Below are 24,143 nucleotides of genomic sequence, written 5' to 3' on the forward strand. Positions count from 1 at the left end.
AGGAATAATCGACCATGCTAGCAGAACACCCCTAAAGTCCCTTCGAGGGGACAATCCAAAAATTAGCCTACCGAACCTTCTAGGCTTATTTCCAATAGTTTTTGAGCTTCAACGGCAAACTCCATTGGAAGCTTGTTGAGCACTTCTTTACTAAAACCATTCACTATTAATGCGATTGCCTTTTCAGTATCGATACCTCTTTGATTGCAATAAAAAATTTGGTCTTCACCAATCTTACTGGTCGTTGCCTCATGCTCTATTTGAGCCGATTTATTTTTAGCTTCGATATATGGAAAAGTATGCGCACCGCATTCGTTGCCCATTAACAAAGAATCACATTGCGAAAAATTTCTTGCGTTTTCTGCTCGAGAACCAATCTGAACCAAACCTCGATAACTGTTTTGTGATTTTCCTGCAGATATACCTTTTGAAATAATGGTACTCTTCGTATTCTTGCCCAAGTGAATCATTTTCGTACCCGTATCGGCTTGCTGAAAATTATTGGTAACGGCAATTGAATAGAATTCACCAACCGAATTATTTCCTTTCAGGATACAAGAAGGATATTTCCAAGTGACTGCAGAACCTGTTTCGACTTGGGTCCAAGAAATTTTGGAATTTGTCTCACATAGACCCCTTTTCGTTACAAAGTTGTAAACACCACCTTTACCCTCTTTATTCCCCGGAAACCAATTTTGTACCGTTGAATATTTGATTTCTGCATCATCTAAAGCAATCAATTCCACAACCGCGGCGTGCAATTGATTTTCATCACGTGAAGGTGCGGTACACCCTTCTAAATAACTTACATAACTGCTTTCGTCGGCTATGACCAAAGTACGTTCAAACTGACCCGTACCCCCTTCATTAATTCTAAAATACGTCGATAGTTCCATAGGACATTTCACCCCTTTCGGAATATAGCAAAAAGAGCCATCTGTAAAAACTGCTGAATTTAATGCAGCATAAAAATTATCTTTTTTAGGGACAACCGTACCCATATATTTTTTAACCAATTCAGGGTGTTCTTGAATTGCCTCCGAAATCGGCATAAAAATAATACCCTTTTCGGCCAAAGTCTTTTGAAATGTAGTGGCTACGGAAACCGAATCTACAACAATGTCAACCGCGACATTTTGAAGCTTTTTTTGCTCATCTACAGAAATTCCCAACTTCTTGTACATCTCAAGTAACTCAGGATCTACATCATCTAAAGTTTTGTTGGGGTCCGCTTTTTTTGGTGCGGAATAATAACTTATGGCCTGAAAATCTGGTTTTTCATAACGAACATTCGCCCATTCTGGTTCTTCCATCTTTTCCCAAATGCGGTAGGCGTCCAAGCGCCACTCGGTCATCCATTCCGGCTCGTTTTTCTTCTTGGAAATAGCACGGACAATGTCTTCGTTTAAACCTTTTGGAAAAGTATCCGATTCTATATTGGTGTAGAAACCATATTCATACTCTTTGGTTTCTAACTCTTTCTTTAATTCCTCTTCTGTATATGCCATCTTCTAATGTCTCTTTATAATGAAAAGCTTTCACCACAGCCACATGTTCTTTGGGCATTTGGGTTATTAAAAACAAAGCCCTTACCGTTTAAACCGCCAGAATATTCGAGGACGGTTCCGACCAGATATAAAAAACTTTTTTTATCGACTATTATTCGAACATCGTTATCTTCAAAAACCTTATCGGTTTCACCCATTTTATTATCAAAATCCAATTCATAGGAAAGACCGCTACAACCGCCACTTTTGACCCCTACACGCACGTAATCTTTTGTAGCATCAAACCCTTCCTCAGTCATTAAGTTGATGACTTTCTGTTTAGCTGTTTCTGATACTTGAATCATAATTAACTAGATTAAATCTAAATAGCTTACAAATATAGACGATAAGTAGGATTTCTACCTATTTCCTAACATTATTATAACGTATGTTTTAATAAGGGTTTTCTATTAGACCTGAATAGAAACTAATTGATTTTTGCAACAACCAAATCTACCCCTCCTTTATGTTTAATCTCGGGGAAATCACCACTGGCCGTTTCTCCAACGACAAAAATGCTACCATCATTGGCTTCAATAGCATCATAGGCAAAGTCTAAATCTGTACCTCCCATAGAAACTTCGTTTAGAAGATTTCCTTGGGCGTCTGTGGTAAGTATCCAAAAATCATTTTCTCCTTGGTTTACCGATACATCTTTATCAGCGCTTTTAGAATTACCCGATATGATAAAACCGCCGTTTACTGCGAGATTTACCGAGTCGGCAGAATCGAACCCACTACCCCCATAACTGTGCTGCCAGATTAGCTCTCCAGCAAAACTTATTTTTATCAACCAAACATCAGAGCTTCCGTTGTTTTCGGTTACTTGAGTATCGTTACTAAAGGTATTACCTACGATTACATAATTACCATCCGCTGTTTTTGAAATATCTCTTGATTGTTCTATACCTGTGCCTCCAAAAGACCGCTCCCACTCTAAACTACCGTTCTTATCAACTTTTACTACCCAAAAATCATAGCTTCCTTTTGGGTCAGAAATGTCAAAATCATCACTTTCAGATGCTCCTGAAAGTATAAATCCGCCATCAAGTGCATTTATTACACCGAATGATCTATCATTATTGGTTCCTCCAAAAAATCTACGCCAAACAATAGTGCCGTCGGCATCCAATTTCGTTCCCCAAAATTCCCCAACGCCATGCCTGGTCAAACCTGAGTTCTTATTTGTACTACCCTCCCCATTGGAAGAGGTAACATCTAAAAAGCCTGAGAAAAATAGCCCTCCGTCTGGAGTTTCAATAATATCATAAGAGTGATCATGCCCAGAAAAGCCAAAACTTTTTTCCCATAAAATTTCACCCAAAGCATCTAACCTAAGTACCCAATTATCGTGGAACCCTTCATTATTACTCGCATCTCCATCATCACTCATAGCATAGCCCGTAATGGCATATCCGCCATCGGCGGTTTGTATCACTTTTTGCCCACGATCATCTTTGCTTCCTCCATAGGTTTTTTGCCATTGTAAATTACCTTCGGCATCTAACTTTAGCAACCAATAGTCGTTTACGTTTAGTGTTTTAGCTGACAAATCGCCGTCCGTACTATTCGTAAAACCGAATACGACAAAGCCTCCATCTTTTGTCTGTAGTATACTTCTTGGCGAATCATCACCTGAGCCTCCAAAATTTTTGATCCAAGTACTTTGGTTTACCGCCTCTATATTTTCCGAATTATTATCATCGTCACTACAGGCAAACACTAAGCATATCGCTAAACCAAAAACAACCTTCTTCATAGCTAAAAGAATTTTATTAGTTTGATTTCTTTACAATAAAAAGGCCTGAATTGATATCATTGATTACAATTTTTCCGCTTTCGAAATAGGGATAAACACTCCAAACACCATCGAAACTTGTTGCATTATTAGCGGGTAACGTATCAAAAAAGCCAGTCTCCGTAATAACTTCACTACCAATTTGTGAAATGTCCAAAACACGCATTCCAGCGGAATAATTGGCCAAGAAAAATTCATCACCCAAGACATAACCATTGTGGTCAATAGCAGCCGTTGGACCGGTATAGGTGGTGTGCAATATAGGATTGTTTAAATCTTGCAGGTCAAAGACCAAGGTTCTTGAGTTAAAGCCAAAATCACGTTCATCTAATTCATCGCCTAAAAGAAAATACCGTTGGTCTTCGGTAAACCATCCTTGATGGGTGTAACTTAACTGACTATAATTTAGGGTGGCAATTCTTGTTGGGTTGGCCTTATCGGTAATATCTACAATTGCAATTTGGTCTTCGTTCGCCCCAATAAAAATCTCCCTTCCTGCGTAATCAGTATCCGGCCCGGCATATGAAATTACCTGGGCATCGTGACTGTATCCATCAGCTCCATATCCTCCAACAGCAGTTGGGTTTAGCGGGTCTTGAATGTCAATAAAATGTACCCCGCCATTAAACGCATCATTTCTTGCCGTACCTACGGGATAGGCAAAACCCATTGTTTCGTTGATTACAATATTGTGGGCGTTACCAATGCCTGTATAACGTTCGTCTGCAGTAAAAGTTTGGGGTGGATTACTTACATTTCTAAGTTTTGTCAAATCAAAAACCTGTATGCCATGGCCTGAGGCCTCTGCAACAATAAAAGCAAAGTCTTGATAGATTTTAACATCTCGCCAAGGGCTTGAACTTGTAGCTGTAGGTAATTTGCCCAGGTATATCGGGTCGTCTTCAGAAATATCAACAAAAGCAGTGCCGTTATCCAGTCCGACCAAAGCATACTCTTTACCGCTACTACTATCTGTCCATCCCCATATGTCATTTGCTGCTGAAGCCGATAACTCTGAAAGGTTTAGTCTGCCGAGCAAATCATATCCGTTACATGGAAAATTACCAGCCAATCCGTTTTCGCAAGGGTCTATGCCCTTAATTTCATAAAAAGTATTGTCTTGGCCACCTAACAAAAGACCATTGGTAGGTTCGCTAAGTTGCAATTCAAAGCTTTCTGTATTCTCAAGGTTCGTATCATCGATAATAGACAAACCAGGTATCGCTATAGCTGAAGCTACTGAGCCATCATAACTCCCCTCAGGTATGGTTATAGTCAATGGCGCTTCTAATGTGTAATCGACTCCTAAAGTTGCATCACCTGTATCAGTATTTATGATCGTAATAGTTGTATTGGCAGCAATTATTCCACTAACTACCAACATAGGAAGGTTTCCACCACTATTTTCCCTGTCCGAACCCGATGCTTGAGAAAATGCAACCGACGTGCTCTCGTCATCAATGATTGTCAGAACTAGCGTAGACCGCGTTCCTAAAACGGCATCACCTGTAGGATTGCTCAGACTAAATCGAATAGTTTCAAAACCTTCGACTAAGTCATCATCTTGAAAAATTAAACTTCCAATATCAATAGCAGTATTGCTTGTGCCGTCATAAGTTCCCGCTGGTATATTGATAGTATTGGGAGAAGTAAAGCTAAAATCTACCCCATTACCTGTTGCAGAACTTAAGTCATCAATATTTATGGTAACTGTTGTTGGGTTTTCAACAGCACCATTCAATATTAAAACTAAATCATTTTGACCACTGTTTTCTGCCAAAGACGTGGTCGCTTCAGAAAACTGCACCGTGACACGGGCTTCGATTATGGTGTTAGAAGAATTATCCTTATTACATCCAAAAAAAACGAAAAGGAATAGCAGTAGGCATATCTGTTTCATAGCATAGAAACTTTTAGTAAATCGTAAAGATACAAAACACAAAATTCGTGCCTTAAAAATTTGGCTATCAGCTCTTTTAAAATCAATTAATTGAATTAACTTGAAGGGCGAAATCAAAAAACCTTATTTCCTATGGCTAAAAAGAGACCTTACCATAAAAATTCTCGAAGAAATTTTCTTAAAAACACCAGCTTGGCAGCTACCGGATTTATGATTGTTCCCCGACATGTTTTAGGCGGCCAAGGTTATATTCCTCCTAGCGATAAGCTCAATATTGCGGGTATTGGTGTAGGTGGTAAAGGCCATAGTGATCTTACATCATTTGCTGAAAGCCCCAACGTAAATATCGTTTCATTATGCGATGTAGATGATAGGTTGGCCGTTAGGTCAAGAGAAGCTTTCCCACGTGCCAGTTATTATGCAGATTTTAGGGAAATGCTTGAGAAAGAGGGTAAAAACATAGATGCTGTTTCCGTTTCCACACCTGACCATAACCACGCCGTACCTGCCTATCAAGCAATGGCGATGGGCAAACATGTTTATGTACAGAAACCTTTGACCCATGATATTTGGGAAGCAAGGATGTTGACAGAGGCAGCCAAAAAATTCAAAGTGGTCACCCAAATGGGCAATCAAGGTGCTTCAGGCGAAGGTGTCCGAAAAATGAAGGAAATTTATAATACGGGTATCATTGGAGAAGTTCACACTGTAAAATGTTGGACCAATCGGGCTATATGGCCACAGGCATTACAAACCCCTACGAAAAAAGATAAAATTCCTAAGGGGCTCAACTGGGACCTTTGGTTAGGTACAGCAGCAATGCGAGATTACAATGATGCCTACCTTCCTTTTGATTGGCGCGGTTGGTCAGATTTTGGAACGGGTGCTTTGGGTGATATGGCCTGCCACATTATGGATCCGGTTTATAGAATTCTGCCTATACTCTATCCTACGCAGGTAGAGTGTAGTGTTTCGGATTCTTTCAGCGGTAATTTTCAATATAAAGACTACCCTAAAAGTTTTCCTAACTCTAGTAAAATCCACCTAAAATATCCAAGAACAGATGGTAAAGGAAACATAAAGGTTACTTGGATGGATGGCGGACTTTTACCTGAAAGACCCGAGGAATTAGGAGATAATGAAGCCCTAGGCAACTGGGATGGTGGCGTGCTCTTTATAGGCACAAAAGGAAAATTAATGGCAGATTGTTATGGGGCCAATCCAAGATTACTGCCATTATCACTAAACGAACAGTTTGAAGTTGAAGAAACTTTACCGAGAGTTCCTGAGGGGCATTACCTGCAATGGGTGAATGCCTGCATGGCCGGTTATGGTAATGCCGAAACCAGTTCTTCCTTTGATTATGCAGGGCCTTTTACCGAGAGCATTCTCATCGGTAATTTAGCTCTAAAAGCCTATTTTGAAGTAGACCCTAAAGCAGAGAACAAAGGTTTCTGGAGTGGCGGTGGGCAATACTACGGTAGAAAACGCTTGCAATGGGATGCCAAAAACATGAAAGTGACCAATTTTGAACCCGCGAATAAGTATGTAAAACGAACGTATAGAGAAGGGTACTCTATGGGTTGATAGTAGTAATTTTTCTAAAAGATAAAAATTGAAACTGGAGTTTTTTAGCTCCAGTTTTTTTATGCCTACATGTTAGGTTTACTCCTTACTTTTGCAAAATGCTAGCGGATAAAAACGAACAACGGACTTCAATTGAAGAGCTTGGTGAATTCGGACTTATAAAACACCTCACCAAAGACTTTGAACTCAATCATAAATCTACACTAAAAGGTATCGGTGACGATGCCGCCGTTTTAGATTTTAAATCAAAAAAAACAGTGGTCTCTACAGACTTATTGGTAGAGGGTGTACATTTTGATTTAAGCTATATGCCTTTAAAGCATTTAGGCTACAAATCGGTAGTAGTGAACTTGTCGGATATATATGCTATGAATGCCAACGCTACACAAATAACCGTGTCCTTGGCAGTTTCAAATCGTTTTCCGTTAGAAGCTTTAGAGGAATTTTATGCTGGAGTAGCTGCCGCATGTAAAGTTTATGGAATAGATTTAATTGGTGGCGATACCACATCTTCAACTAAAGGGATGCTCATAAGCATTACCGCTATTGGCGAAGTTGATGAAGAAAAGCTGGTCTATCGGTCAGGCGCCAAAGAAAATGACCTTCTTGTTGTAACAGGTGACATTGGCGGTGCTTATTTAGGCCTTCAGATTTTAGAAAGGGAAAAGGAGGTTTTTAAGGTAAATCCTCAAAATCAACCAGACCTGGAGCCTTACTCTTATTTAATAGAACGGCAATTAAAGCCAGAAGCGAGAAAAGATATTGTAGACCTATTGGAAAAGTTAGAGGTACAGCCTACGGCCATGATCGATATTAGTGATGGCCTATCTTCAGAAATTTTGCATTTGTGCGAACAAAGCAAAGTAGGATGTAATCTATATGAAGAAAAAATTCCTTTAGACCCAACTGTCATTTCAGCATCAGAAGAGTTTAAAATGGATAGTACGATGATTGCTTTAAGCGGAGGCGAAGATTACGAGCTGTTGTTTACGATAGCTCAAGCTGACTTTGATAAAATTAAGGGCAATCCTAATCTAACTGTAATCGGTCATATGACCCAACAGAGCGAAGGGGCGCATCTTGTGGCAAGAAATAATACCAAGATTCCTATCACGGCCCAAGGCTGGAATAGTTTTAATGCCTCTTAGGCTACTTGTCTTCTTACGGTACTGGTTCTACGGTTACGCTTTTGGTACATCTCTTCCAAAGTCTTGTTTATTTCTTGCATAACAGGGGTCAAAGCAGAAAGTTTACCACGTTCATCAGTGGTAACCTGTTTTTGACAATGCAGACATTTGTACTCTTTAATATGCTCCGTAACTCGTTTTGAAACGGTGTAGTGGTGTCCAAAAATATGGCAGAAGATGCCAGTTAATTTATTTCCTTCAGGGGTAGTTTTTTTCATAAGCCGGGGAGCTGTTAGCATAACGATTTGGGGTCGAAAATGCGGGATTATTATTTCTTTTTGTTGATTTTTACAAGACAAATTATTCACCTTGTATGTAGTTGAACGATTTGCTCCCATGTTTTAGTATATGTATTTAGTTGACAATTAGACTTTTCGATGAAATACATCGATTAAGTGTTAAAAAGTATCGGTGATTAACATCGGAAACAATATACAATTTTGACCTATATTAACAAATAATTTAGACACATGTACAGCAAAAAAGTCACTGTTGTAGTTGCTTTCGCACTTTTCTCGTTGTTTTTTGGGGCAGGAAATCTTATTCTTCCACCTCAGCTTGGTTTTAAAGCCGGTGACACTTGGTGGTTGGTTGCACTCGGGTTTTGTATTTCGGCAGTTTTAATTCCAATATTGGGAATCTTAGCACACGCCAAATTACAGGGCGGAATGTTCGATTTTGCCAAAAAAGTATCGCCAACTTTTAGTTTGATTTACTGTTATATCGTTTATGCCATTTCAATCAGTTTACCATCGCCACGAACAGCCTCGGTTACACATGAAATGGGCGTTCAACCTTTGTTCGATTCTTCACCCTTATTGACCAGTGTCGTTTATTTCATTCTGGTATTTCTTTTTGTGGTGAATAGATCTAAAATTTTAGATATTATCGGAAAACTATTGACCCCAGCCATAATTCTAATTTTATTGGCTATAGTCTGTACTACGATTTTCAATTTTGAATTTAGTTTTGGCGAAAACGTATTCACCAGTCCTTTTTCAAGCGGCATTTTAGAAGGCTATCAAACTTTTGATGCCATTGGTGCGGTCGTTGTCGGTGGGGTAATTATCATTTCTATCAACCTCAAACATACCGAATCAAATTATTCGGCCAAACGAACTTTAATTGCCAAAGCAGGATGGTTGGCAGGTCTAGGTCTTTTTTTAATCTATGCAGGTCTAATTGTAACTGGTGCCATGATGCACACTTCATTTGATTCAGATATTTCAAGAACCGCCCTTTTGAGTGGTATTAGCATTAAAACCTTAGGAAGCACGGCCAGCTTCTTTTTAAGTGTTTTGGTAAGCTTGGCCTGCTTCACTACTGCCGTAGGTATCGTTACCGGTACGGCAGATTTTGTAAAGGGCCAGTTTAAAGATTCTCGAACCGCCTATGTCATCACTGCAATAATAGGGTGTATTTTAGGGGTGCTTATGGGGCAGTTTGATGTCCATTACATTATAGCCGTTGCAATTCCGGCATTAATGTTTATTTACCCAATAACAATCGTTCTTATTCTGCTGAATGTTCTCCCGAATAAATATGCTTCCAAACAAGTTTTTAGAGCAGTTGTACTTGCCACTATTATCTTTAGTATTCCTGATTTCTTAGGAAGTATTGGCTTAGGTGAAGTTATCGCCGGAATCTCTAAATGGATTCCTTTGAGTAAATTTCAAATGGGTTGGGTATTGCCTGCGTTGTTGGCCTTTGTTGTTGCCAATGGTAACATTAAAGCTGAAACTGCAAAGAATTAGATTTCTCACATAAGTTCGAAATGACTTGTTGCAGTTCTAGTCATTTCGAAATGAGCTTTCACTCGGAAGTTACCGAAGTAAAAGCGATTGAGAAATCTCATTATTTTTTCTTTTAACTTTAATAAATGAACAAACTCGTAATTGTTGGTAATGGTTTTGATTTGGCACATGGGCTACCAACTTCATACAAAGACTTTATTGACGATTTCTGGAAAAATCTAAGAAAAAAATTCAATACATCGCCCTATAAAGAAATGGTTTTTTTAAATGAGGACTATATGGGTGTCTTTGATTACGGAAAAATTAACTCATTCTATGATTTTGAGAATAATATACAGAAATACTGCAAGCAATATAACGCTCACTATTCTTACCAAAGTAAAATTTGCTCAATTAAAATTGAAAATCATAGACTTGAGATTGTTGAAATGCCAATATTTGGTTTTAAAAATGATTTTTTTAGGGTTCTTTGCTCAAAATCGTTAGTAAACTGGGTAGATATTGAGAATGAATATTATAACGAATTATTATCCCGAGCCAAACAAATAAGTAGAGATTCTGAAGAAAATGATATACGTGTACTAAACCAAGAATTTGAAAATATTAAAAAAATATTTGAAGAATATCTAGAGCGAAGTGTAATTAATTCATTTAAACTTAATGAATTTAAAGGTCGAGAATGGATCAAACTATATGATTTTTTTAAACCCATTTCTATTTTTAACAATAATTCAAAACTTTTAGAAGAATTTAGATTAAAAGAAGATCAAAAAGAAATCCGACAAATTTTTGAAAATGAAAATAATGGTGAAAAAGGTAACACCAGCACTTATGTTCTAAATTTTAATTATACAACTACTACAGGGCAATACTTGTATCAAATTTTTAAATCAGATTATTACAATAATCTCAATCATATTCATGGCATATTATCTAATAAAGATGATAACCAAATAAATTTTGGTTTTGGAGATGAAATGGATGATGATTATAGATATATCGAGAATTTGAATGATAATGAATTTTTGAAAAACTTTAAATCCTTTAAATATTCTCAAAACTCAAATTACAAAAACCTTTTAAATTATATTGACTCTGATAAGTTTCAAGTTTACATTATGGGACATTCCTGTGGGCTCTCGGATAGAACTTTATTGAATACCATATTTGAACATAAAAATTGTCGTTCTATAAAAGTATTTTATCATAAAAGAGAAGATGGTAGCGATAATTTCACGGAAATAATACAGAATATCTCAAGACATTTTAATGATAAAAAAGAGATGCGAGCTAAGTTGGTAAACAAATCACTTTGTGAACCTTTGCCGCAAGATATCCGTTTCCAGAAAAAAGAGTCATAACGCTAATCCTTCGACAAGCTCAGGATGACAAGCCAAACTACCAAGCAGCATAAATTAAAAATCCGCCAAAGAAAAAGGCAAGCGGAGAAATGAATTGAAAATAAAGTGGCTTAAGTATTTCTGCTGCTTTTAGCGAATAAGCGTGATGTAGTCTTCTTGGTAAAATTAATAGCACTATGGAAGTGATTAGCATCACCCAGCCCAAAAATTTGAAAAATTCTGGAGATTTCGAAAAACCGGAATAATATACCAAAGCTGCGGCCGGTATCATTCTTATCACTAATTCTCCATAGTTAATCGATTAGTGCTCCCTGCCTTCTTTAAAGTTGCCCTTGCTTTTTTAGGATTAAATAACATTAAAAAACCAGCTAAGATTATAAACACGCCAAAAGCAATGATACTATATTTTGCAAATACCACCCAATGTTCCAATCTTAATGTATTTAAGGTTCAGTATTGGTTTCCTTTTTAAATTCTCCGAAACCTCTAATCATAGCTTTTATGCATTCACAAGGTGTTGGCCCACCCTCCCAAATACCCTCACAGGGCACTTCAATAATTTCGTTTCTATTTTGTTTTACCCAGTCTTTTGCCGTGTAATACAAATCAGGGTCATTTGAAGAAGTAGTGACAGAACGAATATTCCCTTTTTTTACGGTGATTCGAAAAGTGTCGGTAACATTAAAGTCTATGGCCAAAGCTGCCATAAGGTCGTCTTTCACCGTTACCGGACAAAGTAGGGTTGAATCGTTTTGAACCACAAAATCTTGCCGATTCAATACCATATAATTTCCACATTTAGCCCATTTCTGATAATATAAGATGCTAGGTTGTGATTCTTTGGCCTCCGAAAGTACCGAAGCCAGCCTAACCTTGTCAAATGAATAAAAAGCATCAATGAACTCGCTTGCAAGCGTCTCTTTTGTGGGAGTACTAGAAGGTGCAACGTTTTTACAACTCGTCAACAACAAAATACATACTATTAGAATCGATATCCCCTTCATAATTTTAGGTTTGTTTATTAGTAAAGCATCTGTTCTACTACCGCATCAACTCCTCAATTTCATCGGCCTCGACTGGAATATTTGCCATTAAATTAAAAGGTTCTCCTTTCTCTTGAATTACCACGTCATCTTCTATACGAATCCCCATACTTTCTTCAGGAATATAGATTCCGGGTTCTACCGTAAATACCATATTAGCTTTCATGGGTGTTTTTAGCGCTCCGTAATCGTGGGTATTTAACCCAATATGGTGGCTTGTACCGTGCATGAAGTATTTTTTATAGGCTGGCCACTTAGGATTTTCGTTTTGTACATCGGCTTTGTCCAACAAACCAAGGCCCAATAATTCTGAAGTCATAAGTTTACCACATTCTTTGTGATACTCTGTCCAAAGCGTGCCAGGCACCAATAGTTTTGTAGCTTCATTTTTTACACGAAGTACGGCATTATAAACTTCTTTTTGGCGCTTGGTGTACTTTCCGTTTACGGGAATGGTTCTTGTCAAATCACTGGAGTAATTGGCATACTCCGCAGCAACATCCATTAAAATCAGATCACCATCCTTACACTGCTGATTGTTCTCTATATAATGCAGCACATTCGCATTGTTACCAGAGGCTATGATGGGCGTATACGCAAAACCTTTTGAACGGTTGCGAAGGAACTCGTGCAATAACTCTGCCTCTATCTCATACTCCCAAACACCCGGTTTTATGAAATCGAGTAGTCTACGAAAGCCCTTCTCGGTGATATTACAGGCCGTTTGCATTAGTTCGATTTCTTCGGGTTCTTTTACCCCCCTTATTTCATTTAAGATAGGAAAACTTTTTGCCCATTGGTGTGCCGGGAATTCTTGTTTACATTTTAAGATAAACCGGTCTTCTCGGGTTTGGGTTTCTACGGCTTGGCGATAGTGCTCGTTGGTATTGAAGTAAACCGTATCCGCTTCGGTCATGATATCAAAAAAGATTTTATCAAAATCTGATAGCCAGTAAATAGTCTTAATACCTGAAACTTGAGTCGCCTTTTCTTTGGTCAATTTTTCACCTTCCCAAACGGCAATATGTTCATTCGTTTCCCTAACAAAAAGGATTTCACGTTGCTTTTTATCCATCGCATCAGGAAATAAAACCAAGATAGTTTCTTCTTGGTCTGCACCGCTCAAATAAAAAATATCGCGATGCTGCTCAAAAGGCATTGTTGCGTCAGCACTTATTGGATAAATATCATTGGAATTAAATACCGCAATGCTTTTTGGCTTCATCTGTGCCATAAACTTCTTGCGATTCTTTATGAAAAGTGTATTGGGAATTTGCTCGTATTTCATCAGGAAGTATTTTCTCAAAAATAGCGATTCCGCATACCCTTACAAAACAAAAAAGGGCCCTAAGGCCCTAAGTTTAAGTTGGCAGTTATTTAGTTATTTTGACATTGCGCCTTTAATAGCGCCAATTATTGCCATTATTACTCCACCTCCGACGCCACCGCCAGCTACGCTACCCAGAATTCCCGCTACATCCATACCTCCATCACCTGCTAGTCCGAGCATACCTAAAAGATATCCTCCAAGTCCTCCACCTAAAATTCCTGAAATGGAATTTCCAAGTGTTCCTAAATTCAGTTTTGGCAATAACTTACCTGCTACGTTTCCGCCTACAGCTCCAGAAATAAGCTGAATAATTAATGGCAAATACTCTTCCATATTTTTAGTTTTAATGGTTACTTGATAATAAATAAACGTCATTTTAATGGAAATCGCAAAAATTAATATAATTAATTGTCATCTATTCAATTTTTTAGCTTCATTTTTTAGCTCTTATTAGTTTGTTGTAATAGCGGGTTATTCATAACTTCCACTTCAAATTAAATCAACCCATAATGAGACACTTCCTTTTTCTTTTTTCTTTCTTAATTGTGCAATTAAGTTTTTCACAGCAGTCTGCTACTTCCGCAGCTGAAGTCGAAAAAGCATTGAGCCAAAAGGCTGAAATGGCAAAAAACTCCCTTGTAAAAAATATTTCCCTAAAAAATATTGGCCCTTCTGTGATGAGCGGTCGCGTAGTAGATTTGGAAGTAAATCCGGATAATCCCACGGAATTTTATGTGGCTTATGCTTCGGGTGGTTTATGGCATACAAGCTCTAATGGTATTTCTTTCGAACCTATTTTAGACAATTCACAAACCCAAAATATTGGTGAGATTGCCGTGGATTGGAAGAACGAAATCATATGGGTGGGTACAGGAGAGAATAATTCTTCGCGTTCTTCATATGCCGGTATCGGCATTTTGAAGTCAAGGGATAAAGGAAAAACTTGGGAGAATATGGGCCTAAAAGATTCGCACCATATTGGTAGAATTATTTTAAATCCCAACAACCCTGATGAAGTGGTAATCGGTGTTACAGGTCATCTCTATTCAAAGAATCAAGAACGCGGAATCTACAAAACGACCGATGGTGGCAAGTCATGGAAAAAGACCTTGTTCGTAAATGATGAAACGGGCATTATCGACGTAGCGTGCTCTCCAAACAATTTCAACATTCAATATGCCGCAGCTTGGCAAAAAGACCGTAAAGCTTGGAATTTTACTGGCAATGGTTCGGGCTCGGGAATTTATAAAAGTGTTGATGGAGGTTCAACTTGGACGCTTTCGACCACAACGGAAAGTGGTTTCCCTACTGGTAATGGTGTAGGCAGAATCGGTTTGGCCGTTTTTGATGACACCACAGTGTACGCTGTTCATGATAATCAGTTTAGACGTGAATCTGACGGTAAGAAGAAAAAGTCTTCTGACGAATTAACAAAAGACGATTTTAAAACCATGTCCACGGAAACGCTTCTGGCATTGGATAATAAAAAGTTAAATACCTATCTCAAAACAAATGGCTTTCAAGAAAAATACCGTGCAGAAAATGTAAAAAACATGGTCAAAGATGGTGCGGTAAAACCAGCCGATTTGGCCAAATATTTGGAGAATGCCAATTCTGCCCTGTTCGATACCCCAGTAATAGGAGCGGAAGTTTATCGTAGTGATGACGCCGGAAAAACATGGAGAAAAATGAACCAAGATTATATTGATGACCTTTTCTATAGCTATGGATATTATTTTGCCCAAGTACGTGTGGACCCTTCCGATAAAGACAAGATTTATTTGGCAGGGGTACCTTTAATTATGTCCAATGATGGCGGAAACACTTTTACCGCTATTGGCAAAGAAAATGTACACGCTGACCATCATGCCCTTTGGATAAATCCTAAAAGACCCGGCCATCTAATCAATGGAAATGACGGAGGAGTAAATATCACCTATGATGATGGCGGTACTTGGATGAAAAACAACTCACCTACCGTTGGTCAATTCTACGCAATAAATGTTGATAACGAAAAACCATATAATGTATACGGCGGGCTCCAAGACAACGGGGTTTGGAAAGGCGCCCACACATCAGAAGAAAACAACCGTTGGCAGCAGTCTGGCAAGAATCCATGGGAAATGATTATGGGTGGTGACGGCATGCAGGTACAAATTGACAATCGAAATTCTAATGTTGTTTACACCGGATTTCAATTTGGAAATTATTACCGATTGGATTTAGGAAAAAACAAACAAACCCGTATTCAACCAAAACATGAGTTGGGCGAGGCACCGTATCGCTTTAATTGGCAAACCCCCATCCTACTTTCATCTCACAATCAAGATATTTTGTATTTAGGCGGAAATAAATTACACCGCTCGTTAAACCAAGGTGACGATTGGGAAGCTATTTCTGATGATTTAACCCAAGGGTCTAAAGAAGGAAATGTTGCTTATGGCACCCTAACGACAATTTCAGAATCGCCATTCAAATTTGGTTTGTTGTATACCGGTAGTGATGACGGTTTAATTCACGTTTCTAAAAATGCGGGAGGCAGTTGGGAAAATGTTTCAGCATCGCTACCAAAAAATTTATGGGTGAGTGAAGTTGCTGCTTCCAAGCACAAAAAAGAACGTGTTTATGCCACCTTAAATGGCTACCGTTTTGATGATTTTACTTCTTATGTATTCGTGAGCAACGACTTTGGAAAAACCTGGAAAAGCATTTCAAAAGGAATTTCCACTTCACCAGTCAATGCTTTAGTTGAAGATCCGGAAAACGAAAATTTACTATTCGTTGGAACCGATAACGGACTTTATGTTTCCTTTAATCAAGGTACATCATGGGATTTGTTTCAAAACGGAATGCCCAATGTTGCCGTGCACGATTTGGTCATTCAGCCTGAAGCAAAACATTTGTTGGTCGGTACACATGGGCGCAGCATTTACAAGGCGGATATCTCAAAACTACAGCAAATGAATACCAACATTATGGACGATGATTTGTATGTTTTTGATGTGGATCCTATAAAACACTCCAAACGTTGGGGAAGCAGCTGGAGCAGTTGGGGCAAACCACAAACCCCAGGATTGGATGTGACTTTTTATTGCTCAAAAAAAGGTACTTGTACTGCTGTGGTTAAAACTGCAGACGGAATTGAAGTTAGTGCTACGGAAATGGATGTCGCTAAGGGATTAAATATTTTGTCTTATGATGTTGCTTTTACCAAAGAAGGTAAGCGTAACTTTCTTAAAAAAAATAAAATGAAATTGACCGAAGCTAAAAATGGAAAAACGTATTTACCTATAGGGAAGTACACCGTTGAGATTTCTGGCAATGGCGAAAAAGAAACAATCGAATTTGAACTAAAATAAATGCAACTAACCCTAAGCATTCCTGCATTACTTTTTCCCGCTATTTCGTTGACGATGCTGGCCTATAACGCTCGGTATTTGGCCATTGCCGCTTTAATTCGAAATCTTCACGGGCAGTATTCAAACGATGCCACTGCACCGCTCAAAAAGCAGATAGAACAACTTCGAAAAAGACTGGATATTATCAAATATATGCAAGCTACCGCTATTGTGAGTTTTCTATTGGCTGCGGTTACCATGTTTTTGGTCTATGTGGAACTTGAAGTATGGGCAAATATCATTTTTGGAATTAGTTTGGTCTTTTTAATGATATCCTTGATTCTTTCATTAATCGAGGTGCAATTATCCACGAAGGCCTTAGGGATTCAACTAAAAAATATGGAGGAGTAAAAAAAGCCCAAGTAAGCATTTACTTGGGCTTTTATATTGTCTAAGCCAATTGCAATTGCTTTAAAGCTTCTAAAATGGCAACTGTATCAGCTCTTTTAGTATAATCTTCATTAACAAAGGAATACAACACTTTTCTATTTGACCCAACAACTAATGTTGCTGGCATCGGTAGTTCAAAATTTGAATTTTCGTTATGGGCTTCTACATCAATACCAAAGGCATTGTATACTTCTTGGAGATCCGGTGGCATTTTAAAAACCAGACCAAGCTCTTTTGCATACGAGTTATCATAATCTGTAAGCACATCAAAAGCAATTTCATTTTTCTCTACTGTAGTAAGTGAATTATCCGGCGTCTCTGGTGTTATCGCGACCAAATTTGCCCCCAATTGCTTTAGCTCTGGTTGAATCTGTTGTAAGGCCCTTAACTCAAAATTACAATAGGGGCACCATCCACCGCGATAAAAAGAAATAACCAACGGGCCGTTATCCAATAGTTTGCCAAGGTCCAATTTTTCTCCTTTCGCATTCACAAGTTGGGTTACCGGAAGTGTATCACCCTTCTTAATACTATTATTTATAATATTTTCATTTACCAAGGCTTTAGTGGCCCTATCCATAATGGCCAAACTGGCAGCAGGAATTCGTTCTCTACTTTTTTTGTTATACGCTAATAATGTTTCTGTAAGTGACATAGTTATACTATTTACTCACTTAGGTCGTGTAAAATTTAAATCATTATCCAGCAATGGGTTAAAATACTGTTAAGGCTAAGCATACTCAAAATAAGCAGTTATTGATACTATCGGCCTATGTGGAATAAAGCATCCCCTTGGTTAACCACTGCTTGATGGTTTATACAGAAAACATATCCATCTGAAGGAGCCAATATCTTTTTACTTCTTTTAGCAAAAGTATCTGTAATGACACCTAATGTTTGTCCTTTTTCTATCGCCGCCCCATTCTCAACTTCCGGAATGAACATACCCGCCCTTGATGCTCTTACCCATCTTGTACTTTCTAAATGTACATTCTCTTTTTGCGATGATTTAGAACCGGCCAACATTCCATACTCAATAAGCACATTCTTAATACCTTCAATAGCAGTTTGTATCGAGAGTTCGTCAAAACGCATGCTCTCTCCAGCTTCATAAACAACTATAGGCTTATGTATTTTAAAAGCTGCTTTACGAAAAGAACCTGAAATTAATTTGGATGCAAAATAGAGGGGCGCATTAAAAATTTTGGCTAACTTCTTACTTATTTCATCCTCTGCGGTATACCGTATTTGAGGGTAGTTATGCCGCTGCCCTCCACCGGTATGCAAATCGATTCCGAAATCGATTTGAGGTAAAATTTCATTGGTATAATGATAAGCCATCCTACTTGCTAAAGATCCGGATTTTGTGCCAGGAAAACTTCTGTTCACATCTTTACCATCGGGCACATCTCTAGAAAAATGGATGAACCCGAAAATATTTAAAATAGGAACCACAATAACGGCTCCTTTTTCAATATTGAAATCGTTCTTTTCTAACATTCTTCTTAGGGTCTCAACACCATTAATTTCATCACCGTGGAGCCCGGCCTGAAGTAAAACTGTCGGCCCCGGTTTTTTGGCGTTAAAAACATGCACAGGAATATCGATTAAGGTACCTGTGGGCAAACGTGAAATTTGAATTCGCACCAGCTTATTTTGCCCTGGTTTGATATCATCGCCATTAATGGTTAGGGTCTTATTTTCGTTTTCTAAGGGCATTTCTTTCTACAAATTGAATGATATGTTTTGCCACATTTACCCCAGTGGCTCCTTCTATTCCTTTTAATCCTGGGGATGCGTTGACTTCTAATAAAACTGGTCCGTTCTTTGAGCGCATTAAATCCACTCCTGAAACGCCAAGGCCCAAATATTTTGTAGCATTAAGCGCAATATATTTTTCTCTTGGGCTAATCTCAACTTCCTCAGTTTTGCCTCCTCGATGTACATTAGATCTAAACTCATCAATCTCACTGGTACGTTTCATGCTGGCCACCACCTTGTTGCCCACAACAATAATGCGAATATCTTCACCATTGGCCTCCTCAACATAACGCTGCAATAAAATACTCGTGTCCATTTTATAAAAAGTGTCAATGATAGACTTTGCGGACTTTTTGCTTTCAGCCAAAATGACGCCCATCCCCTGCGTTCCTTCCTGAATTTTTATAATCACAGGTGCACCGCCCAAAATACGTATCTGCTCAGCAATATTATCAGGGTTTATAGAAAATAAGGTTTCAGGAATAGGGATGCCTTTTCTCGCCATTATCTGTAGGGTACGCACTTTATTTCTGGCTCTGGTAATACCTAAAGATCGGGCGGTACTGAAAACACCGTTCATTTCAAATTGTTTTACAATGGCCGCACCATGACGGGTAACTTTCGTGCCTATTCGCGGGATAATTGCATCAAACTCATTGGTAACATCTTCTTCGCCCAAAAATATTTTTGGTTTACCATCTCCTAATTTCACGGAGCATTTGGTATGATCAATAAGTTCTACATAATGGCCAAGTTTTTCAGCTTCTTCAGCAATTCTTCTCGTAGAATGTACATTTAAACTTACCGACAAAAGGGCGATATCCATACCAATATAAAAAGCAAATTATATACCCTTTCAATATCGCTCAAAAATTTTTGATTTGACGCTAAAGTGCTTTTTATTTTTTAAACAGTTTTATAATTAGTAGTGATCTAAATTTATTTTGTTCAGCTTTTTAATCGTTTTATGCAAACAAAAAAGTCATATCTTAAACAATTCAAATTCTTCGCTTAAACTGATTATAAATAAAATACGAAAACGTTGTAAAAGTTGTTAATAACTTGCCCGTACCGTAACTTTGTAATGTTAAAAAACTAACAAATGAGTGGATTGATTAAATCTTCGCTGGCCAGAAAAGTCGTGATGGCGCTTTCAGGTCTTTTTCTTGTCTTTTTCTTGGCGCAACATTTTACCATCAACATTACTTCCGTTATTGACCCAGAGACATTTAATACTTGGTCTCATTTTATGGGCTATAATCCTTTGGTGCAGTATCTGCTTCAGCCTATTCTAATTGCTGGGGTAATCATCCATTTTGTAATGGGCTTTATTTTAGAGTTTCAGAACCGAAGCGCAAGGGGGGTAAGCTATGTAAAATATAAAGGTAGTGCCAATGCACCTTGGGTATCTCGAAACATGATATATTCAGGTCTGGTCGTACTAGCCTTTTTAGGTCTTCATTTCTACGATTTTTGGGTACATGAAATGAGTTACAAATACATTGATGTACTTCCGGAAGACCCAACAAGATATCATGCGGAAACTGTCGAAAAATTCGCTCCGTTCTGGAGAACCGTTATTTACGTGATTTCGTTTGTTTTGCTGAGCCTTCATTTATGGCATGGCTTTGCATCATCATTTCAGAGTATGGGCTTGAACAATAAGTACACCCCAGCTATCAAAACATTTGCTAAAATCTTCGCGGTGGTAATTCCATTAGGCTTTGCTTTTATAGCACTTTACCACCACCTTAACCCAATAACACATTAATTATGGGAGTATTGGATTCTAAAGTTCCTGAAGGCCCATTGGCCGAAAAATGGACCAAACATAAAAACGACATTAACCTGGTTAACCCGGCCAACAAAAGAAACATCGATATTATCGTTGTCGGTACCGGTCTAGCCGGTGGTTCAGCTGCAGCAACTCTTGCAGAATTGGGTTATAATGTAAAAACATTCTGCTACCAAGATTCGCCACGACGCGCGCATTCTATTGCTGCCCAAGGTGGAATCAATGCAGCAAAAAACTATCAAGGTGATGGAGACAGTCCTTACCGATTATTTTACGACACTATTAAAGGTGGTGATTACAGATCTAGGGAGGCCAATGTATATCGCTTAGCGCAAGAATCTGTCAACATTATTGACCAATGTGTTGCCCAGGGTGTGCCTTTTGCACGTGAGTATGGAGGTTTGTTGGATAATCGTTCTTTTGGTGGTGTATTGGTTTCTAGAACTTTCTACGCCAAAGGACAAACAGGACAACAATTGTTACTAGGTGCCTATTCCGCAATGAACCGTCAAATCAACAGAGGAAAAATCAAACCAATGAACCGTCACGAAATGATGGATTTGGTATTGGTAGATGGAAAAGCACGTGGTATCATTGCCAGGGATTTGGTCACCGGAGAAATACAAAGACATTCGGCACATGCCGTGGTTTTGGCCACTGGTGGTTACGGCAATGTATTTTTTCTTTCAACCAATGCAATGGGTAGTAATGTAATGGCAGCATGGAGAGCACACCGAAGAGGTGCATTTATGGCCAATCCTTGTTTTACGCAGATTCATCCAACTTGTATTCCGGTTTCGGGAGACCATCAGTCCAAATTGACCTTGATGTCAGAGTCATTACGTAACGACGGTCGTATTTGGGTACCGAAGCGCAAAGAAGATGCAGAAGCAATTCGTGCCGGTAAATTAAAGCCAACACAACTTGCTGAAGAAGAACGCGACTATTATTTAGAACGTAGATATCCAGCTTTCGGCAACTTAGTTCCTCGTGATGTGGCGTCTAGAGCGGCAAAAGAACGTTGCGATGCTGGATTCGGAGTTAACAAAACCGGGGAAGCTGTTTATTTAGACTTCTCTGCGGCAATTAAACGTTACGGAACCGAAAAGGCACTTACCTCAGGTATGAAAAATGCCGATGAAGCGACTATCATAAAACTAGGTGAAGAAATTATAGAGGCCAAATACGGAAACTTATTTCAGATGTACGAGAAAATCGTTGATGAGAATCCGTATAAAACTCCTATGATGATTTACCCTGCCGTGCACTACACTATGGGCGGACTTTGGGTGGATTATAACTTACAAACAACCATACCCGGATGTTATGCCGCCGGTGAAGCAAACTTTAGCGATCACGGGGCCAATAGACTTGGTGCTTCGGCGCTAATGCAAGGTTTAGCAGACGGCTATTTTGTATTGCCTTATACTATTGGGGACTATCTCTCCGATGATATTAGAACGGGACCAATCTCTACAGATTCTCCAGAGTTTGAAGCTGCGGAAAAAGATGTTAAGGACAGGTTAGAGAAACTAATGTCCGGCAAAGGAGAACATTCCGTGGATTATTACCATAAGAAATTAGGTAAAATCATGTGGAACAAATGCGGAATGTCCCGTAATGAAAAAGAGCTTAAAGAAGCTATTGCAGAGATTTCTGAACTGCGTAAAGATTTCTGGGAAAATGTTAGAATTCCCGGAGAAGCCAATGCTAAAAACCAAGAGCTTGAAAAAGCTGGTCGCGTTGCCGACTTTTTAGAATTAGGTGAGCTTTTTGCCAAAGACGCTTTAACAAGAAACGAGTCTTGCGGTGGTCATTTCCGTGAAGAATACCAAACTCCTGAAGGAGAAGCCCTGAGGGACGATAAAAACTTCAAATTTGTTTCTGCTTGGGAATACAAAGGTGAGCCAAAAGATGCCAAGCTTCATAAAGAGACTTTGAAGTACGAAAATATTGAATTGAAAACACGCTCCTATAAATAATTGCTATGAAGTTAAACTTAAAAATTTGGAGACAGAAAGACGCTAACGCCAAAGGCAAAATGGCCGAATATACCCTTGATGGTATTGAAGGTGATATGTCTTTTCTAGAAATGTTAGACATCTTAAATGAAGATTTAATTGCAAAGGGTGAAGAACCCGTAGAATTTGATCACGATTGTCGTGAAGGTATTTGTGGTTCATGTTCTTTACAAATTAATGGCGAGCCTCATGGTCCGGACCGTTTGGTTACAACTTGCCAATTACACATGCGTAAATTCAATGACGGTGATACTATTGTCATTGAGCCTTTTAGAGCAAAAGCTTTTCCAGTAATTAAAGATTTAATTGTTGACAGAAGTGCTTTTGACCGTATTCAGCAAGCTGGTGGCTATGTTTCTGTAAATACTTCCGGAAATACCCAAGATGCCAACTCTATTCCAATCGATAAGCATGACGCAGATGAGGCTTTTTATTCTGCTGCATGTATTGGTTGTGGAGCTTGTGTGGCCGCTTGTAAAAATGCAAGTGCTATGTTATTTACTTCTGCAAAAGTATCTCAGTTTGCTTTGCTACCTCAAGGTCAAGTAGAAGCTGCTGACCGCGTTCAAAATATGGTGCGCCAAATGGACTTGGAAGGTTTTGGTAACTGTACCAACACTGGAGCTTGCGAAGTAGAATGCCCTAAAGGAATCTCATTAGAGAACATTGCCCGTATGAATAGGGAATATTTAGCGGCAAACATTAAGGGATAAACACGACTTTTTTAAACATATGAATCCTGCTCCCATCCGAGCAGGATTTTTTATTTTTAAATATGCCAAAAAAATATTCGGAAGAGCGTATTAAAGTCCCTCGATTCAATGAGAAATCTGGCTTTTACACTACCCCTGAACGCTCAAAGATTATGGGCAAAATCAGAGGTAAGAATACCAAGCCCGAACTTGCTTTTAGAAAAGCGCTATACGCGGCAGGTTACAGATATAGAATCGATTATAAAAAACTAATAGGCAAACCCGATATTGCCTTAAAAAAATATAAAACAGTCATTTTTATAGATGGTGAATACTGGCATGGTTATAATTGGGAAGAACGTAAACCTAAAATAAAGACCAACCGTGAGTTTTGGATTGCTAAGATTGAGCGAAACATGCAACGAGACAAGGAAGTTAACCAAGAGCTTCTAGCGTTAGGTTATACCGTATTTCGCTTTTGGGAAACCGATGTAAAAAAAAAATTGGATAACTGTCTTCAAAAAGTAATCCTCCATTTAGAAGCGGTACAACGACAAATCAAATAAAATTAGTTAACTT

The 24,143-nt window shown here is 38.6% G+C and carries 21 protein-coding genes; 10 read left to right on the forward strand and 11 right to left on the reverse strand.

Annotated features, from left to right (window positions below; translation table 11 throughout):
• Positions 1-62 precede the first annotated feature (62 nt).
• The 4 genes from sufB to ACFSQJ_RS13365 form a co-directional block, all read right to left on the reverse strand.
• The gene (gene sufB, locus ACFSQJ_RS13350; protein WP_377767468.1) at positions 63-1,508 is read right to left on the reverse strand and encodes a Fe-S cluster assembly protein SufB; all 1,446 of its coding nucleotides are present in this window, start codon (positions 1,506-1,508) and stop codon (positions 63-65) included.
• Between the two features lie 14 nt (positions 1,509-1,522).
• Positions 1,523-1,852 carry a HesB/IscA family protein gene (locus ACFSQJ_RS13355; protein ID WP_377767469.1) on the reverse strand — a complete coding sequence of 110 codons (330 nt, stop codon included), beginning with the start codon at positions 1,850-1,852 and terminating at the stop codon, positions 1,523-1,525.
• Positions 1,853-1,974: 122 nt separating this feature from the next.
• Positions 1,975-3,306: a hypothetical protein gene (locus ACFSQJ_RS13360; RefSeq protein WP_377767470.1), complete on the reverse strand. Its 1,332-nt coding sequence runs from the start codon at positions 3,304-3,306 to the stop codon at positions 1,975-1,977.
• Between the two features lie 16 nt (positions 3,307-3,322).
• Positions 3,323-5,245, reverse strand: a complete 1,923-nt coding sequence (locus ACFSQJ_RS13365; RefSeq protein WP_377767471.1) for a choice-of-anchor B family protein — start codon at positions 5,243-5,245, stop codon at positions 3,323-3,325.
• A gap of 132 nt (positions 5,246-5,377) precedes the next feature.
• Between ACFSQJ_RS13365 and ACFSQJ_RS13370 the strand changes: the two genes are divergently transcribed.
• Positions 5,378-6,832, forward strand: coding sequence for a Gfo/Idh/MocA family protein (locus tag ACFSQJ_RS13370; protein ID WP_377767472.1), 1,455 nt, complete (start codon positions 5,378-5,380; stop codon positions 6,830-6,832).
• A 98-nt stretch (positions 6,833-6,930) separates the two neighbouring features.
• Positions 6,931-7,980, forward strand: coding sequence for a thiamine-phosphate kinase (thiL, locus tag ACFSQJ_RS13375; RefSeq protein ID WP_377767473.1), 1,050 nt, complete (start codon positions 6,931-6,933; stop codon positions 7,978-7,980).
• Here thiL and ACFSQJ_RS13380 read toward each other — a convergent pair.
• Positions 7,977-8,237, reverse strand: coding sequence for a hypothetical protein (locus ACFSQJ_RS13380; protein ID WP_377767474.1), 261 nt, complete (start codon positions 8,235-8,237; stop codon positions 7,977-7,979). The two genes, thiL and ACFSQJ_RS13380, sit on opposite strands and share 4 nt — an antisense overlap.
• 252 nt (positions 8,238-8,489) lie before the next feature.
• Between ACFSQJ_RS13380 and brnQ the strand changes: the two genes are divergently transcribed.
• Entirely contained in the window at positions 8,490-9,773 is a 1,284-nt protein-coding gene (gene brnQ / locus ACFSQJ_RS13385; protein WP_377767475.1) for a branched-chain amino acid transport system II carrier protein, read from the forward strand.
• A gap of 125 nt (positions 9,774-9,898) precedes the next feature.
• Positions 9,899-11,134: an AbiH family protein gene (locus ACFSQJ_RS13390; RefSeq protein WP_377767476.1), complete on the forward strand. Its 1,236-nt coding sequence runs from the start codon at positions 9,899-9,901 to the stop codon at positions 11,132-11,134.
• 443 nt (positions 11,135-11,577) lie between these two features.
• On the opposite strand, the gene ACFSQJ_RS13395 is transcribed toward ACFSQJ_RS13390, so the two are convergent.
• From ACFSQJ_RS13395 to ACFSQJ_RS13405, 3 genes are all read right to left on the reverse strand, one after another.
• The gene (locus ACFSQJ_RS13395; RefSeq protein WP_377767477.1) at positions 11,578-12,138 is read right to left on the reverse strand and encodes a hypothetical protein; all 561 of its coding nucleotides are present in this window, start codon (positions 12,136-12,138) and stop codon (positions 11,578-11,580) included.
• Between the two features lie 37 nt (positions 12,139-12,175).
• On the reverse strand, positions 12,176-13,465 hold the full coding sequence (locus ACFSQJ_RS13400) for an aminopeptidase P family protein (protein WP_377767478.1): 1,290 nt from the start codon (positions 13,463-13,465) through the stop codon (positions 12,176-12,178).
• A 93-nt stretch (positions 13,466-13,558) separates the two neighbouring features.
• Positions 13,559-13,840: a hypothetical protein gene (locus tag ACFSQJ_RS13405; RefSeq protein ID WP_377767479.1), complete on the reverse strand. Its 282-nt coding sequence runs from the start codon at positions 13,838-13,840 to the stop codon at positions 13,559-13,561.
• 176 nt (positions 13,841-14,016) lie between these two features.
• Between ACFSQJ_RS13405 and ACFSQJ_RS13410 the strand changes: the two genes are divergently transcribed.
• Together ACFSQJ_RS13410 and ACFSQJ_RS13415 are read left to right on the forward strand one after the other, a co-directional pair.
• Entirely contained in the window at positions 14,017-16,866 is a 2,850-nt protein-coding gene (locus tag ACFSQJ_RS13410) for a glycosyl hydrolase (RefSeq protein ID WP_377767480.1), read from the forward strand.
• Positions 16,867-17,256, forward strand: coding sequence for a DUF2721 domain-containing protein (locus ACFSQJ_RS13415; RefSeq protein ID WP_377767481.1), 390 nt, complete (start codon positions 16,867-16,869; stop codon positions 17,254-17,256).
• A 40-nt stretch (positions 17,257-17,296) separates the two neighbouring features.
• Here ACFSQJ_RS13415 and ACFSQJ_RS13420 read toward each other — a convergent pair whose 3' ends face one another.
• From ACFSQJ_RS13420 to ACFSQJ_RS13430, 3 genes are all read right to left on the reverse strand, one after another.
• Positions 17,297-17,950: a peroxiredoxin-like family protein gene (locus tag ACFSQJ_RS13420; RefSeq protein WP_377767482.1), complete on the reverse strand. Its 654-nt coding sequence runs from the start codon at positions 17,948-17,950 to the stop codon at positions 17,297-17,299.
• 107 nt (positions 17,951-18,057) lie between these two features.
• Positions 18,058-19,014: a succinylglutamate desuccinylase/aspartoacylase family protein gene (locus ACFSQJ_RS13425; protein WP_377767483.1), complete on the reverse strand. Its 957-nt coding sequence runs from the start codon at positions 19,012-19,014 to the stop codon at positions 18,058-18,060.
• Positions 18,992-19,882: a RimK family alpha-L-glutamate ligase gene (locus tag ACFSQJ_RS13430; RefSeq protein WP_377767484.1), complete on the reverse strand. Its 891-nt coding sequence runs from the start codon at positions 19,880-19,882 to the stop codon at positions 18,992-18,994. Before ACFSQJ_RS13430 ends, ACFSQJ_RS13425 begins: the two co-directional genes overlap by 23 nt.
• 276 nt (positions 19,883-20,158) lie before the next feature.
• Between ACFSQJ_RS13430 and ACFSQJ_RS13435 the strand changes: the two genes are divergently transcribed.
• The 4 genes from ACFSQJ_RS13435 (at position 20,159) to ACFSQJ_RS13450 (ending at position 24,130) form a co-directional block, all read left to right on the forward strand.
• Positions 20,159-20,827, forward strand: coding sequence for a succinate dehydrogenase cytochrome b subunit (locus ACFSQJ_RS13435; RefSeq protein ID WP_377767485.1), 669 nt, complete (start codon positions 20,159-20,161; stop codon positions 20,825-20,827).
• 2 nt (positions 20,828-20,829) lie between these two features.
• Positions 20,830-22,833: a fumarate reductase/succinate dehydrogenase flavoprotein subunit gene (locus ACFSQJ_RS13440; protein WP_377767486.1), complete on the forward strand. Its 2,004-nt coding sequence runs from the start codon at positions 20,830-20,832 to the stop codon at positions 22,831-22,833.
• Between the two features lie 5 nt (positions 22,834-22,838).
• On the forward strand, positions 22,839-23,585 hold the full coding sequence (locus tag ACFSQJ_RS13445; protein WP_377767487.1) for a succinate dehydrogenase/fumarate reductase iron-sulfur subunit: 747 nt from the start codon (positions 22,839-22,841) through the stop codon (positions 23,583-23,585).
• Between the two features lie 62 nt (positions 23,586-23,647).
• Positions 23,648-24,130, forward strand: coding sequence for a very short patch repair endonuclease (locus ACFSQJ_RS13450; protein WP_377767488.1), 483 nt, complete (start codon positions 23,648-23,650; stop codon positions 24,128-24,130).
• Positions 24,131-24,143 lie beyond the last annotated feature (13 nt).

The sequence above is a fragment of the Croceitalea marina genome (genome assembly GCF_042684265.1).
Classification (GTDB): Bacteria; Bacteroidota; Bacteroidia; order Flavobacteriales; family Flavobacteriaceae; genus Croceitalea; species Croceitalea marina.